The following is a 15255-nucleotide window of genomic DNA, read 5'->3' as shown; positions in this document are numbered from 1 at the left end:
GGGTGGTTGGCCTGCGGGCGCCCGTCCGTGACTGTCCTTCACGGAGGGGCGTTGAACCCCGCCGCCGCGCGGGATGAGTACTCGCGGCGCGGTGGCGGGAGCGTGTTGTCAGTCCGGCACGAACGTGCCGCATCTGCACGGGCGTTGAACCGGCGGCTCGGTGGTCGGCTCGTCACCCGCCTCGACCGCGTTTCGTTGCGTCGTCCCCGCCATAGCGGTGAAGCCGCCGGCCGCCAACGAGCTGAGGTGCAGCCCGGCGAGCAGCATCTCCCCCGAGGTCACGCCGGCTCCGGAAACATCGGCCGGCGCTGGGAGTTGCTCCCCGTGCCCGGCGCGATCTCCCTGGGGTCGCACCGTCGCAGCTGATCGGGCCTGGTCGTCCACTCGCACCCCCCGCCGAGCGGCCTCAGGAAGGCCGCCCCGCAGAGGATCTCCATGAAGACCCCCTCCTTCGGCTTGCCGTCGTCGTCTCGGTGCTTCAGGTCCCGCACCACCTCGTTGCGGACGAAGTCGGGCAGCGCGGATTTCGGGTTTTCGGGCATGGGAGTCTCCGTAGCGCTTCGCTCTCGGCGTGTCACTTGGTGTAGCCATGGTGGCGCGGCATCCCCTACGATCGGAAGGGTTCTCCACTTGACGAAATCCCTTGTGGGACACGGAAGGCACCGGAGGTCTGATCATGCGCGAGACCGAGCTGGACCCGTCTGCATCACCACTCAAGGCCTTCGGCGCACAACTCCGCAGGTTGCGCAAGGCGGCGGGGCTCACACAGACCGACCTCGGGGCGATGACGAACTTGAGTGACAGTCAGATCTCAAACCTCGAACGAGGGACACGCAGTCCCACACTCGACTGGGTCGTACAAGCCGACCGGGCCCTTGATGCCGGTGGAACACTAGAACTGACGTACTGGAGTCTCAGCGGCTCATCGTTGCTGGAAGGGTTTCCCGAGTACGCCCAGCAAGAAGCGAAGGCCCTGAGCATCAACCACTTCGAACTGGGCATCGTGCCAGGCCTGGCGCAGACAATGGAGTACGCCGCAGCCTTCGCCTCGGCCGCCGTGCGGCGTGGCAGCGTCACCGAGGAGCAGGCTGCGGATCGGCTCGACTTCCTTGCCACGCGCCAGAAGCTACTTGACCGGCAGCCTGCGCCCCGACTCCACTTCGTCCTGGACGAGGGCGCCCTTCTACGACCGGTGGGCGGGCGCAAGGTCATGGCTCGGCAGCTTGCGCACCTTGAAGACCTCGCCACTCGTCCGAACATCACGATCCAAGTGGCGCCGTTCTCTCTTGCAGAAGAGCTGCCGTTCACCATGGTTGTTACCTTGCTGACCCTGGCGGATCGCAAACTCCTGGCATACTCGGAGTGCCAGCTGCGCGGCTTCCTCTCGCGGGACGCCGAGACTGCTCAAGCTTGGGAGCGGGAATGCCACCAGCTCCAAGTGGAAGCGCTCTCGAAGGCTGCGTCACTGGAGCTGATCCGAAAGTGCAAGGCGTGAGAGGAACATCATGATCGCCCCTGTAGACCTATCCGGCGCCACATGGTTCAAGTCCAGCTACAGCAACAACGGTGGCACTTGCGTTGAGGTAGCTCCGAACTTCCCTGGCCTGACGCCCGTCCGTGACTCCAAGGACCCCGAGGGTCCTGCTCTCGTCTTCCCTGCCGACGCCTGGTCGTCGTTCGTCGCCGCCGTCCAGGCCGGCGAGTTCGGCAAGGTCTGACGCGCACGACTCTCGCGAGCCCCACTACCCACGACGGGTAGTGGGGCTCGCGCGTTCTGGGTGGTGACAGTGTTTCAACTGCGTTCACCGAATGCTCGTGCGCGGTCTTGTGCACCGTGCGGGCGGCAACGTTGGATGTACAACATCCGCTGACCGTCGCGTTCACGTCATACCCTCACGGAGCCCCAATGCCGCTGTCGTCCCTCCGCAAGGCCGCCGCCGCCTGCGCTGCCGCCGCCGTGCTCGGCGCGCTCGCCACCGCCCCCGCCACGGCTGCCACCGGCGCCACGACCGAGTCCGCCCCGGTCACCGCGCCCGCGCTGGACGTCCTCACGTACAACACGTTCCTGATGAGCACGACCCTCTACCCCAACTGGGGCCAGCAGTACCGGGCGCAGGCGATCGCCTCGGCGGACTTCTTCCAGGGTCACGACGTGGTCGTCCTGGAGGAGGCCTTCGACAACGCGGCCTCCGACGCCCTGACCGCCAAGGCCTCGGCCGCCTACCCGTACCACACCCCGGTCGTCGGCCGCTCCACCAGCGGCTGGGACGCGACCTCCGGCAGCTACAGCTCCGCCACCCCCGAGGACGGCGGCGTGACGCTGCTCAGCAAGTGGCCGATCCTGCGCAAGGAGCAGTACGTCTACAAGGACGCCTGCGGCTCGGACTACTTCTCGAACAAGGGCTTCGTCTACGCCGTCCTGAACGTGAACGGCCAGCGCACCCACGTGGTCGGCACCCACCTGCAGTCCACCGACTCGGGCTGCTCCAGCGGCCAGCCGGCCGCCATCCGGGCCAAGCAGCTCACGGCCATGCGCGGCTTCCTGGACGCCAAGCAGATCCCGGCGAACGAGCCGATCCTGCTCGCCGGTGACCTCAACATCGACTCGCACGGCTCCGAGTACCAGGCCCTGCTGGACAACGCCAACCTGGCGCCGGCCTCCGCCCGCACCGGCTGGCCGTACTCCTTCGACACCGCCGACAACTCCATCGCCGCCTACCGCTACCCGGGCGAGCCCAAGGAGGACCTGGACTACGTGCTCTACCGGGCCGACCACGCCCGCCCGCAGCAGTACACCAACCAGGTCCTGCGCACGCACAGCGCGCCGTGGACGGTGAGCAGTTGGGGCAAGAGCTACACCTACACCGACCTCTCCGACCACTACCCGCTCGCCGCGCACTGACCGGAGAAGCGAACTGACCGGGGAAGCACACTGACAGGGGACCAACCCGCGGGGAACTAAGCAGCCCCGAAGGGCAGTTCCAGCTCCGCCCAGACCACCTTGCCGTCCCTGGTCAGCCGGCTGCCCCAGCGCTGGGCCAGCTCGCTGACCAGGAACATGCCGCGCCCGCCCTCGTCCTGCTCGGCGAAGGGGCGCAGCTGCGGGGTCGCCCCGCCGGCGTCGGAGACCTCCAGGGTGAGCACCCGGTCGCGGAACAGCCGCAGCCGCCGCGGGGCGTCGGCGTGCAGCAAGGCGTTGGTGACCAGTTCGCTGACCAGCAGCTCGGCGTAGTCGGAGAGGGCGGTCAGGCCCCAGGCGTCCAGGGTGGCGCGGGTGAAGCGGCGGGCCTTGCCGGGCAGCCGGCCGCCGCCGGTGAGCGGGAGGGTGGCGATCCGGTCGGCGGGCAGCGGCAGGACCCGCGCCATGATCATCGCGATGTCGTCCTCGGTGCCGTCGGTGACGAGTGCGCGGAGGACGGCGTCGCAGTTCTCCTCCAGGGTGCGGCCGGGCCCGGCGAGGGTGTCGGCCAGCAGGTCGATGCCGTCGTCGAGGTCCTGGCCTCGCCGCTCGACCAGGCCGTCGGTGTAGAGGGTGACCATGCCGCCCTCGGGCAGGGTGAACTCGATCGATTCGAAGGCCACCCCGCCGACGCCCAGCGGCACGCCGGGCGGCACCTCGACCCGGCGGGCGGTGCCGTCGGGGGCGACCGAGATCGGCGGCAGGTGGCCGGCCGAGGCGATCTGGACGGTGCGCTCCAGCGGGTCGTAGACGGCGCAGATGCAGGTGGCGAACTGGCCCTCGCCGATGCCCGAGGCGGTCTCGTCCAGGCGTGTGAGGACCTGCTCGGGCGGCATGTCGAGGGTGGCGAGCGTCCGGGCGACGGTGCGCAGCTGGCCCATGGTGGCGGCGGCCCGGATGCCGTGGCCCATCACGTCGCCGACCACCAGGGCGACCCGGCCGCAGGACAGCGGCACGACGTCGAACCAGTCGCCGCCGACCTCGCTGACCACGCTGCTGGGCAGGTAGCGGTAGGCGATCTCCAGGCCCAGGGTGCGGTGGATCTCCTGTGGCAGCAGGCTGCGCTGGAGGGTGAGCGCCGTCTCCCGCTCGCGCCGGTAGAGCCGGGCGTTGTCGATGGCCAGCGCGGTGCGGGCGACCAGTTCCTCGGCGAGCGCCACGTCGGCGTCGCTGAACGGCTCGGAGTTGCGCATCCGGATGAACTCGGAGCCGCCGAGCACCATGCCCCGGGCGGTGAGCGGCACCATCAGGTACGAGTGGATGCCCGCCGCGATGCCGGGCTCGACCCGGTCCTCGCTGGAGACCAGGCCGCGCAGCACCTCGGCGTCCACGTGGGCGCGCAGCAGGGGGCGTCCGCTGCGCAGGCACTGGGTGTAGCTGCGGTCGGGGGCGTACTCGGAGGTCTCGCCGACGGTGTCCACGGCGTGCGCGAGGCCCGACTCGTAGGACTCGCCGACCGCGACGGCACGCAGGGTGACCGTCCGGTCGGAGGGGATGGGGGTGGGTTCGGCGCCGCGCAGCACCGGTTCCAGCAGGTCGACGGTGGCGAAGTCGGCGAACCGGGGGACGACGGCCTCGATCAGCTCCTCGGCGGTGCGCTGGAGGTCGAGGGTGGTGCCGATCCGGGCCGTTGCCTCGGCGATGGTGGCGAGCCGTTCCTGGGCGCGGGCGGCGCGGGCCTCGGCCTGGAATCGCTCGGTGACGTCGATGATCGAGGAGCAGACGCCGAAGACCCGGCCGGTGGAGTCCTCCAGCCGGAAGTAGGAGGCTGACCAGGCGCGGTCGCGCTTGGGGTCCCCTGGCACCCGGCCGTGGGAGCGGGCGTCCACCACGGGCTTGCCGCTCCTGAGCACCTGCCGCATGGTCTGCTCGATCTCGACGCTGTTGATGCCGGGCAGCACCGCGGGTATCCGGCGGCCGAGGTGGGCCGCGACGGGGACGCCGTTCATCCGGGCGAGCGCCTCGTTGAGCCGGACGTAGCGCAGCTCGGTGTCGTAGACGGCCATGCCGATCGGCGAGCGGTCGAAGACGCCGTCCAGGACGGCGAGGTCGGCCTCGACCGCCTGGAGGGCGCGGATGTCGGAGGCGGTGGCGAGCAGCAGCAGGGTGCCGGCCGGGCCGGCGATCGGGTAGGTGCGGAACTCCAGGTCGACCTTGTGGCCGTCGCGGTGGCGGACCGGGAAGACGCCGGACCAGCCGGTGGAGCCGCCCATGATGTGGGCGAACAGGGACAGCACCTCGGGGCGGTCGGTGCCGTCGGTGAGCAGCTGGGCGGCGTAGCTGCCGACGGCCTCCTCGGCGGAGTAGCCGAGCAGCGCCTCGGCGTCCTCGCTCCAGTGCAGGATCAGGCCGTCGCCCTGGAGCAGGGCCGTCGCGAGCGGGACGAGTCGGTGGCCTTCGGGGCGTACGGGGGTGGCGCCCGGTGCGGGGCCGGCGGCGGAGGTCACGTCCCACTCGTTTCCGTGCATGATCAGGCAGCACCCCGGTTCGGCTCGTGCCCGGCCGGGGGCCTCACGGTCCGTGCCGGCCGGGATTCTTCTCCAGACTGCACGGACATCGGCCGCCCGGCGACCCCTTGGTCAGGGGTCGTCCGGCCGTTCCGGTAGTACGGGAGTCATGGGCGTACCGGCCGCAGCGTACTCTCCAGAACGCCGGTCCACTGCCGGATCACCCCGGATCGTCGGACGCTGTCGTCGGTGAGCAGGTTGGCCAGGCCCAGCCCGCGGGCGAGGTCGAGGGTGGCCTGCACGGACTCGCGCACGCCGGGGCGGGTCTCGTCGGCGTCCAGGAACTCGACGGCGGCCCGGTGGGCCTCCCGGCCGACGTGCCCCTCCAGGGCGATGATCCGCTCGCGCAGCGGCTCCTCGGTGGCGGCAGCCGTCCACAGGTGCAGGGCGGCGCGGAACAGCGGGCCGGTGTAGAGGCGCACGATCATGTCGACGACCGCCCGGGTGCGGTCGGGGCCGGCGGCCGGCAGCTCGCCCGTGTGGGCGCGGACGGCGGCCAGCCGCTCGGCGGTGACGTGCTCGACGGCCGCGGTGAACAGGTCCTCGCGGGTCGGGAAGTGGTGCTGGGCTGCGCCCCGGGACACTCCGGCGCGCTCGGCGACCACGGTGACGGTGGAGCCGTGCCAGCCGAGCTCGGCCAGGCAGTCCACGGCCGCCGCGAGCAGCCGGGCCCGGGTGGCGCGGCTGCGGTCCTGCTGGGGGGCGCGGGCGGCGGGATGGCTGGTCATGGCTGGCGGCGGTTCCTGTTCCGGTGGGGGCTCGGCGGGCCGGTCGTGCCCGTCGGGCCCGTCGCTCTCGGCGGGCCCGCCGTGCTCGGCGGGTCGATCCTCACAGACGGGCGCCGGTCTTCGGCCGCCGGGGGCCCGGCCGCTCAGCGGGAGGCCTCGGGGGCGGTGGCGGAAGTAGAGACGGAGGCCGACGCACGGCGCTCGGCCTCGCGGGCCCGTAGCTCGCGCCGGAGGATCTTGCCGGCCGCGGACTTGGGGACGGCCTCGACGAACTCCACCGCGCGGACCTTCTTGTACGGGGCCACCAGCCCGGCCACGAAGCCGGTGACCTCCTCCGCGCTCAGGCCGCTGCCCGGAGCACGGACCACGAAGGCCTTGGGGCACTCGGTGCCGTCGGCGTCCGGGACGCCGATCACGGCGGCGTCGACGATCTGCGGGTGGCCGAGCAGCACGGCCTCCAGCTCGGCCGGGGCCACCTGGTAGCCCTTGTACTTGATCAGCTCCTTCACCCGGTCGACGATGTACAGGTACCCCCGGTCGTCGACGAAGCCGACGTCGCCGGTGTGCAGCCAGCCCTCGGCGTCGACCACCGCGGCGGTGTCGGAGGGGCGGCCGAAGTACCCCTTCATCACCTGCGGGCCCCGGATCAGCAGCTCGCCCGGCTCGCCGGGCCCGAGGTCCTCGCCGGCGCCGTCCAGGGCGGCGACCCGCAGCTCGGTGGACGGGATCAGCCGCCCCACCGAGCCGGGCGAGGGGTCGCGCTCCAGCGGGGAGACCACGTGGGTGACCGGGGACAGCTCGGTCATGCCGTAGCCCTGGAGCAGGTGCGGCAGGCCCAGGCGGCGGGCGCAGGCGGCGGCGAGCTCCGGATCCAGCGGGGCGGCCGCGCACAGCAGGTACTCGACGGAGGAGAGGTCGAAGCGCTCCACGACCGGGTGCCTGGCCAGGGCGAGCGCGATCGGCGGGGCCACCACCAGCGCCTGCACCCGCTGCTCCTCGATGGTGCGGCAGAACTGCTCCAGGTCGAAGCGGGGCAGCACCACCACGGTGGCGCCGCAGCGCAGCGGCTGGTTGAGCAGCGCGGTCAGGCCGTAGATGTGGAAGAAGGGCAGCACGGCGAGCACCCGTTCGCCCACGGCGGGCCGGTAGAGGGCGTCGCACTGGGCGAGGTTGGTGGCGATCGAGCGGTGGGTGAGCATCACCCCCTTGGGCAGTCCGGTGGTGCCGCTGGAGTAGGGCAGCACCGCGACGTCCCGGCCGGGGTCGATGGCGATCCCGGGGGCGGGGCCGGTGGTGGCCAGCAGGTCGGCGAGCGAGCGGTGGCCCTCGGCGCCGTCCAGGACGAGGATCTCGGCCAGTGGGCCGCCCTGCTCGGCGAGCAGGGCGGCGGCCTTGCGGGCGGTCGGCAGGAGCGGGGAGACGGTCACCAGCCAGCGGGCGCCGCTGTCGCCGAGCTGCCCGGCCAGGTCGGCGGGCGTGGCCATCGAGGACACCGTGGTCACGGTGGCGCCGGCCCGGGTGGCGCCGTAGAAGGCCGTCGGGTAGCCGAGCGTGTTGGGGCTGAACAGGGCCACCACATCGCCCTGCCGCACCCCGGCCGCGGCCAGCCCGGCGGCCACCCGCTCGACGCCGGCGGCGAGCCGCGCGTAGCTGACGCGCTCCCCGGTGACGCCGTCGATCAGGGCCGGCCCGTCGCCGTACGCCGCCGCGCCGCCGAGTACCGCGTCATGGATCGGCAGGTCCACCGTCGGCACGTCCGGGAATTCGCTGCGGAACACCAAAGTAAGCCTCCAGGAAGGTAGTTGACGCATCGACTGGCGCGGCGAAAGGTCGACCGAGGGTACGAACAGGAGCATACGGACCATGACGTCCGCCACTGCAAAGTTCGCCGAGATGTCCCTCTGGTGACCCACCGGGGGCACGCCCGGCGGGTGCGTCCGGTGGGTGCGTCCGCTGGGTGCGGTGCGTCCGGTGCGTCCGGCGCTGCGGACTAATAGGACTTCGGGAGGCCGAGGGTGTGCTGGGCGACGTAGTTGAGCACCATCTCGCGGCTGACCGGGGCGACCCGGCCGACCCGGGTGGCGGCCAGCAGCGCGCCCAGCCCGTACTCCTGGGTGAGGCCGTTGCCGCCCAGCGTCTGCACCGCCTGGTCGACGGTACGGGCGGCGGCCTCGCCGGCCGCGTACTTGGCCATGTTGGCGGCCTCCCCGGCGGCCAGGTCCTCCCCCGCGTCGTAGAGCAGCCCGGCCTTCTGGGTCATCAGCCGGGCCAGCTCGATCTCCACCGCGCACTGGGCCAGCGGGTGGGCCAGGCCCTGGTGGGCGCCGATCGGGGTGGACCAGACGGTGCGGGTCTTCGCGTACTCGACGGCCTTGCCGAGGGCCTGGCGGGCCAGGCCGAGGGAGAACGCGGCGGTCAGCACGCGCTCGGGGTTGAGGCCGGCGAACAGTTGCAGCAGGCCGGCGTCCTCGTCGCCGACCAGGGCGTCGGCGGGCAGCCGGACGTCGTCCAGGAAGACCTGGAACTGCTTCTCGGGGGCGACGAGTTCCATCGGTATCGCCCGGTACTCGAAGCCGGCGGCGTCGCGCGGGACGATGAACAGGCAGGGCTTGAGCCTGCCTGTTCGAGTGTCTTCGGTGCGGGCGACGAACAGCACGGCGTCGCAGTGGTCGATGCCGGAGACGAACACCTTGCGGCCGGTCAGCAGCCAGTCCCCGCCGTCCCGGCGGGCGACGGTGGAGATCCGGTGCGCGTTGGAACCGGCGTCCGGCTCGGTGATGCCGAAGGCCATCTTGCGGCTGCCGTCGGCGAGTCCGGGCAGCCAGCGCCGCTTCTGCTCCTCGGTGCCGAAGCGGGCGATCACGGTGCCGCAGATCGCCGGGGAGACGATGAGCAGCAGCAGGGGGCAGCCGGCCGTGCCCAACTCCTCCAGCACGATGGCGAGATCGGTGACGCCGCCGCCCCCTCCGCCGTACTCGGCGGGCAGGTTCACGCCGAGGTAGCCGGCCTTGCCGGCGTCCGCCCACAGCTCGTCGGCGGGCTCGCCGGCCCGGGCCTTGGCCATGTAGTAGGCGGAACCGTAGCGGCGGCCGAGGTCGCCGACGGCCTGGCGCAGGGCCCGGCGTTCGGGGGTCTCGATAAGCTGACTGCCGATGGTGGACATGCGGGGTCCTTCCTCAGGCTTCTGCGGCGGGCTGGACGGCGGCTGTTGCAGCGGGCTCGGCGGCAGGCCCGGCCTCGGGTTCTGCGGCAGGTTCTGCGACGGGCCCGGCGGCGGGATCTGTGGCGGGCCCGGCCTCGGGCGGTGCGGCGGGCTGCACGACGGCGAGCAGGGTGCCGAGCTCGACCTGACGACCGGGGACGGCACGGAGTTCGACCAGGACGCCGTCGGCCGGGGCGGTGACGCGGTGCTCCATCTTCATCGCCTCCAGGACGAGCAGCGACTGACCTGCGGTGACGGTGTCGCCGACGGCGGCGGTGGTGCGCACGACGGTGCCGGGCATCGGGGCGAGCAGCGCGCCCGGGTCCGTCCGGGCGGCGGGGTCGGGGAAGCGCGGCAGGGCGGTGAGCGCGATGCCCCCGTTCGGGGTGTCGACGTACACCCGGTCGCCGTAGCGCGCGACGCGGTGGCCGCGCCGGACGGCGCCCTCGCGCAGGGTGACCTGCTCGGGCGAAGCGTCCAGGAGCTCCGCCTGCGGGTGGCCGTCGGCCCGCAGGCCGTCCCGGGTGAGGCGGTAGCGGACCTCCAACTCGGCGCCGTCGTCGGCGCGGTAGCGCTTGGACTGAGGCTGCGAGGGCAGGTTGCGCCAGCCCGACGGCAGTGCGCCGTGCGGGCCGGTGCGCCGGGCGGCGGCGTCGGCGAGGGCGGCGGCCAGGGCGGCGCGCGCGGTCTCCTTGCCGTCCGGGGCGGTGAGCTCGGCCGCGTGCTCGGCCAGGAAGCCGGTGTGCAGGCGTTCGGCCAGGAAGGCCGGGTGCCGCAGCGCCCGGACCAGCAACTCCCGGTTGGTGGCGGGCCCGTGGACCCTGGCGCGGGCGAGCGCGTCGGCCAGCCGGCGAGCGGCGGCGGCGCGGGTCGGCGCCCAGGCGATCACCTTGGCGAGCATCGCGTCGTAGTGCGGGGTGATCTCGTCGCCGGCCGCCACGCCGGAGTCCAGCCGGACGCCCTGCCCGCCGAACTCCTGGTACGGCACGGTGAGTTCGAGGCGGTGCAGGGTGCCGGTGGCGGGCTGCCAGTCCTTCGCCGGGTCCTCCGCGTACAGCCGGGCCTCGATCGCGCAGCCGGTGGCGGGCGGCGGGACCGGCCCGGGCAGCCGCTCCCCCTCGGCGACGGCGAGTTGGAGCGCCACCAGGTCCAGTCCGGTGACCGCCTCGGTGACCGGGTGCTCGACCTGGAGGCGGGTGTTCATCTCCAGGAAGTGGAACCGGCCATCCTCGCCGAGCATGAACTCCGCCGTACCGGCGCCGGTGTAGCCGATCGCCCGGGCGGCGCTGACGGCCGCCGCGTGCAGCCCGGCGCGCACCGCCTCGGGCAGGCCGGGGGCCGGGGCCTCCTCGATCACCTTCTGGTGCCGCCGCTGGAGCGAGCAGTCGCGGTCGCCGACCGCCCAGACCGTGCCGTGCGCGTCGGCCAGCAGCTGGACCTCGACGTGCCGCCCGGCGGGCAGGTAGCGCTCGCAGAACACCTCGTCCGAGCCGAAGGCCTTCGCCGCCTCGGCGCGGGCGGCGGCCAGTGCGCCGGGGAGCTCCGCGAGCGTGCGCACCACCCGCATGCCGCGTCCGCCGCCGCCCGCCGCCGCCTTGACCAGGAGCGGCAGGTCGGCCTCGGTGGGGTCGGTCAGGGCGTCCAGCACGGGCACCCCGGCCGCGGCCATCAGCCGCTTGGCCGCCGTCTTGGAGCCCATCGCGGCGATCGCGGCCGGCGGCGGGCCGACCCAGACCAGCCCGGCGTCCAGCACGGCCTGCGCGAACTCGGCGCTCTCCGACAGGAATCCGTACCCGGGGTGGACGGCATCCGCGCCCGCCGCCAGCGCGGCGCGGACGATCAGGTCGGCGCGCAGGTAGGTGTCGGCGGGCGCGGCGCCGGGCAGCCGCACGGCCGCGTCGGCCTCACGGACGTGCGCGGCGCCGGCGTCCGGGTCGGAGTGGACGGCGGTGGTCGCGACGCCCAGGGCCCGGCAGGTGCGGAAGACCCGGCGGGCGATCTCGCCACGGTTGGCGACCAGCAGGTTGGTGATCATGTCTCGGGTGCCCCTCACAACTCGGCCTCGCGGCTCGGTCTCGCAGCTCGGTCTCGCGGCTCCGTCTCACAGCTCGGTGTCGCAGCTCGGCCTCACATCCGGAAGACGCCGTAGCCGCGCGCGCCCTCGACCGGCGCGTTGTGGATCGCGGACAGGCACAGGCCGAGCACCGTACGGGTGTCGCGCGGGTCGATCACGCCGTCGTCGTACAGCCGCCCGGACAGGAAGACCGGCAGCGACTCGGCCTCGATCTGCTGCTCGACCATGGCGCGGATCGCCGCGTCCGCGTCCTCGTCGTACGGCTGCCCCTTCGCGGCGGCCGACTGCCGGGCGACGATCGACAGCACCCCGGCGAGCTGCTGCGGGCCCATCACCGCGGACTTGGCGCTCGGCCAGGCGAACAGGAAGCGCGGCTCGAACGCCCGCCCGCACATGCCGTAGTGGCCGGCGCCGTAGGACGCGCCGATCAGCACCGACAGGTGCGGCACCCGGGAGTTGGCGACGGCGTTGATCATCATCGCGCCGTGCTTGATGATGCCGCCCTGCTCGTACGCCCGGCCGACCATGTAGCCGGTGGTGTTGTGCAGGAACAGCAGCGGGATGTCCCGCTGGTTCGCCAACTGGATGAACTGGGCGGCCTTCTGGGACTCCGCACTGAACAGCACGCCCTGCGCGTTGGCCAGCACGCCGACCGGGTAGCCGTGCAGCCGGGCCCAGCCGGTGGCCAGGCTGGTGCCGTAGAGCGGCTTGAACTCGTCGAAGTCGGAGCCGTCGACGATCCGGGCGATCACCTCGCGCGGGTCGAAGGGCACCTTGAGGTCGCCCGGGACGATGCCCAGCAGCTCCTCCTCGTCGTACTTCGGCGGCTCGGCCAGCCGGTCCGGCGACGGGCCCGGCTTGCGGTGGTCCAGCCGGGCGACGATCCGGCGGGCCAGCCGCAGCGCGTCCGCCTCGTCCGCCGCGAAGTGGTCGGCCAGACCGGAGGTGCGGGCGTGCATCTCGGCGCCGCCGAGCGACTCGTCGTCGGCCTCCTCGCCGGTGGCCATCCTGACCAGCGGCGGGCCGCCGAGGAACACCTTGGCGCGCTCCCTGACCAGCACGGTGTGGTCCGACATGCCGGGCACGTAGGCGCCGCCGGCCGTCGAATTGCCGAACACCACGGCCACGGTGGGGATTCCGGCCGCGGAGAGCCGGGTGAGGTCGCGGAACAGCGCGCCGCCGGGGATGAAGATCTCCTTCTGGCTGGGCAGGTCGGCGCCGCCGGACTCGACCAGGTTCACCACCGGGAGGCGGTTGTCGAACGCGATCTCGTTGGCGCGCAAGGCCTTGCGCAGCGTCCACGGGTTGCTGGCGCCGCCGCGCACCGTCGGGTCGTTGGCGGTGATCAGGCACTCCACGCCCTCGATCACGCCGATGCCGGTGACCAGCGCCGCGCCCACCGGGTAGTCGCTGCCCCAGGCGGCCAGCGGCGACAGCTCCAGGAACGGCGAGTCCGGGTCAACCAGCAGCTCGATCCGCTCGCGCGGCAGCAGCTTGCCGCGGGCGCGGTGCCGGTCCACGTACTTGGGGCCGCCACCGGCCAGCGCCTTGGCGTGCTCGGCGTCCAGCCCGGCCAGCTTGGCGAGCATCGCGGCCCGGTACTCGGCGTGCTCGGGCCCGGCCGGGTCGACGCGGGTGGGCAGCACGGTCACAGCAGGGCCTCCGGGATGTCGAGGTGGCGGGAGCGCAGCCACTCCCCGAGCGCCTTGGCCTGCGGGTCGAAGCGGTGCTGGGCGGCGACGCCCTCGCCGAGCAGGCCGGTGAGGGTGAAGTTGACCGCGCGCAGGTTCGGGAGCAGGTGCCGGGTGACGGGCAAGTCGGCGGTCTCGGGCAGGAGTTCGCGCAGCTTGTCGACGGTGAGGGTGTGGGCGAGCCAGCGCCAGCCCGCCTCGGAGCGGGCCCAGACGCCGAGGTTGGCGTCGCCGCCCTTGTCGCCGCTGCGGGCGCCGGCCACCAGGCCGAGCGGGGCGCGGCGGGTCGGGCCGGTGGGGAGAGCGTCGGGGAGTGCGTCGGGGGGCGCGTCGGGGAGCTTCGGCTCTTCGGAGGTCTCGGCCGGCCGGCTCGTCACCGGGGCCGGCGGGACGGCGAGCCGGCGGCCGTCCGGCAGTACGGCGGTGTGCTCGACAACCTTGGCGTCGACGTACGCGGCGGCGAACACCCCGTACGGCGCGCCGGGGCCGGGCGGGGCGGTGAGGTGGAAGCCCGGGTAGCCGGCCAACCCCAACTCCACGGCAGCCTTGCCCAGTTCGCGCCCGACTTTGGCCTGGTCCGGGTCGCGGGCGGTGAGCCGAAGCAGGGCGGAGGCGGCCTCCTCGGTACCGGCGTCCGGGTGGTCGGTCCGGGCGAGCGTCCAGCGCAGCTCGGCGGGCCGGGCGGCGGGCGGCAGGGCGTCCAGGAACTGCCGCCGCACCAGGTCGGCCTTGGCCTCGATGTCGAGGCCGGTGAGGACGAACACCACCTCGTTGCGGTGGCCGCCGAGCCGGTTCAGGCCCACCTTCAGCGTGGGCGGCGGCGCCTCGCCGCGCACCCCGTCGATCCGGACCCGGTCCGGCCCCTCCTCGGCGAGCCGCACGGTGTCCAGCCGGGCGGTGACGTCCGGGCCCAGGTAGCGCGCTCCGCCCGTCTCGTACAGGAGTTGGGCGGTGACGGTGCCCGCGGTGACGGCGCCGCCGGTGCCCGGGTGCTTGGTGATCACGCTGGAGCCGTCGGCGTGCAGTTCGGCGATCGGGAAGCCCGGGCGGGTCACGTCGTGCTCGCGGAAGAACGCGTAGTTCCCGCCCGTCACCTGGGCACCGCACTCCAGCACGTGCCCGGCGACCACCGCCCCGGCGAGGGCGTCGAGGTCCGCCGCCGTCCAGCCGAAGTGGGCGATCGCGGGCCCGGCGACCAGCGCCGCATCCGTGACCCGCCCGGTGACCACCACCTCGGCGCCCGCGGCCAGACAGGCCGCCACCCCGAAGCCGCCGAGGTAGGCGTTCGCGGCCAACAGCCCTTCAGGCAAGCCGAGTTCGCTCCGACGCGGCAACAGGTCGTCCCCCTCGACGTGGGCGACGGCCACCGCGAGGCCCTGGCGCTGCGCCAGGTTCCGCAGTTCGGCGGCGAGCCGGGCCGGGTTCAGCCCGCCCGCGTTCACCACGATCCTCACCCCGCGCTCCTGCGCCAGGCCGAGGCACTCCTCCATCTGCCGCAGGAACGTCCGGGCGTAGCCGAGGGACGGGTCCTTCAGGCGGTCCCGGGCCAGGATGAGCATGGTCAGCTCCGCCAGGTAGTCCCCGGTGAGCACGTCCAGCGGCCCGCCGGTGAGCATCTCCCGCACCGCCGCGAAGCGGTCCCCGTAGAACCCCGAGGCGTTGCCGACCCGCAGTACCGAGCGTTCGCGCGCCAAAGCGCCTCCCCTGCCGACGGGTTGGCGACGCTCCCACACGAGCGCCGCCGGGCAGCAGCGTGGCACCGGGCGCAGAAAAAAGCAATCACGCCTGCTTGTTTCAGGATGGCTCCGCCGTTCGCGTTGAACCACACCCCGGTGTGACTGGAACCGATAGGTGGCGGCTCCACACTCCCACCACACTGAGTGACTGTGTGACCCAGCGCGCTAACTGTCGGGTCAGCGCCGGACCTGTCGTCCACCTACAGCCAGCCCCACTGAAGCGCCACGTCTCGGTCGGCCTCTAGGCTGCCCAGGTGCGCTACCTAGTGCTGCTCCGCGGAAGTTCGTGGAGGGGTGTTGATCAGGCTGCTTTGAGTGGGGTGCCCTCGTAGGTCCAGCGGTAGGGCTTGGCGGTCTC

General features: G+C 73.0%; 11 protein-coding genes. 3 read left to right on the top strand and 8 right to left on the bottom strand.

Going from position 1 to position 15255, the window contains the following annotated elements; all coding sequences use genetic code 11:
- Window positions 1-278 precede the first annotated feature (278 nt).
- The gene (locus tag ACFV61_RS28745; RefSeq protein WP_063346205.1) at window positions 279-542 is read right to left on the bottom strand and encodes a hypothetical protein; all 264 of its coding nucleotides are present in this window, start codon (window positions 540-542) and stop codon (window positions 279-281) included.
- 134 nt (window positions 543-676) lie between these two features.
- Between ACFV61_RS28745 and ACFV61_RS28740 the strand changes: the two genes are divergently transcribed.
- The 3 genes from ACFV61_RS28740 (at window position 677) to sph (ending at window position 2902) form a co-directional block, all read left to right on the top strand.
- Window positions 677-1495 (top strand): helix-turn-helix domain-containing protein, encoded by an 819-nt coding sequence (locus ACFV61_RS28740; RefSeq protein WP_380494750.1) that lies wholly within the window; start codon window positions 677-679, stop codon window positions 1493-1495.
- A 10-nt stretch (window positions 1496-1505) separates the two neighbouring features.
- Window positions 1506-1718, top strand: a complete 213-nt coding sequence (locus ACFV61_RS28735; protein WP_380494749.1) for a DUF397 domain-containing protein — start codon at window positions 1506-1508, stop codon at window positions 1716-1718.
- A gap of 188 nt (window positions 1719-1906) precedes the next feature.
- Complete coding sequence (sph, locus tag ACFV61_RS28730; protein WP_380344006.1) at window positions 1907-2902, top strand: sphingomyelin phosphodiesterase; 996 nt, start codon at window positions 1907-1909, stop codon at window positions 2900-2902.
- Window positions 2903-2958: 56 nt separating this feature from the next.
- Here the strand turns inward: sph and ACFV61_RS28725 are convergent, their stop codons facing one another.
- The 7 genes from ACFV61_RS28725 to ACFV61_RS28695 all read right to left on the bottom strand — a co-directional run bounded on the left by ACFV61_RS28725 (window position 2959) and on the right by ACFV61_RS28695 (window position 14855).
- Window positions 2959-5427, bottom strand: a complete 2469-nt coding sequence (locus ACFV61_RS28725) for a SpoIIE family protein phosphatase (protein WP_380494747.1) — start codon at window positions 5425-5427, stop codon at window positions 2959-2961.
- A 146-nt stretch (window positions 5428-5573) separates the two neighbouring features.
- Complete coding sequence (locus ACFV61_RS28720; RefSeq protein ID WP_363373469.1) at window positions 5574-6194, bottom strand: TetR/AcrR family transcriptional regulator; 621 nt, start codon at window positions 6192-6194, stop codon at window positions 5574-5576.
- Between the two features lie 143 nt (window positions 6195-6337).
- Complete coding sequence (locus ACFV61_RS28715) at window positions 6338-7975, bottom strand: AMP-binding protein (protein WP_380494745.1); 1638 nt, start codon at window positions 7973-7975, stop codon at window positions 6338-6340.
- A gap of 209 nt (window positions 7976-8184) precedes the next feature.
- On the bottom strand, window positions 8185-9357 hold the full coding sequence (locus ACFV61_RS28710; RefSeq protein WP_380494743.1) for an acyl-CoA dehydrogenase family protein: 1173 nt from the start codon (window positions 9355-9357) through the stop codon (window positions 8185-8187).
- 13 nt (window positions 9358-9370) lie between these two features.
- Window positions 9371-11431 carry an acetyl/propionyl/methylcrotonyl-CoA carboxylase subunit alpha gene (locus ACFV61_RS28705; RefSeq protein WP_380494741.1) on the bottom strand — a complete coding sequence of 687 codons (2061 nt, stop codon included), beginning with the start codon at window positions 11429-11431 and terminating at the stop codon, window positions 9371-9373.
- 92 nt (window positions 11432-11523) lie between these two features.
- Window positions 11524-13122: an acyl-CoA carboxylase subunit beta gene (locus ACFV61_RS28700; RefSeq protein ID WP_380371988.1), complete on the bottom strand. Its 1599-nt coding sequence runs from the start codon at window positions 13120-13122 to the stop codon at window positions 11524-11526.
- Window positions 13119-14855, bottom strand: coding sequence for an acyclic terpene utilization AtuA family protein (locus tag ACFV61_RS28695; protein WP_380494739.1), 1737 nt, complete (start codon window positions 14853-14855; stop codon window positions 13119-13121). The genes ACFV61_RS28700 and ACFV61_RS28695 overlap by 4 nt, the downstream gene beginning before the upstream one ends.
- Window positions 14856-15255: the final 400 nt, after the last annotated feature.

It is taken from the genome of Kitasatospora sp. NPDC059817, from assembly GCF_042731835.1.
Classification (GTDB): Bacteria; Actinomycetota; Actinomycetes; order Streptomycetales; family Streptomycetaceae; genus Kitasatospora.
Note: the sequence above shows the minus strand (reverse complement) of the source record. Positions and strands in the feature narration are given on the sequence as shown.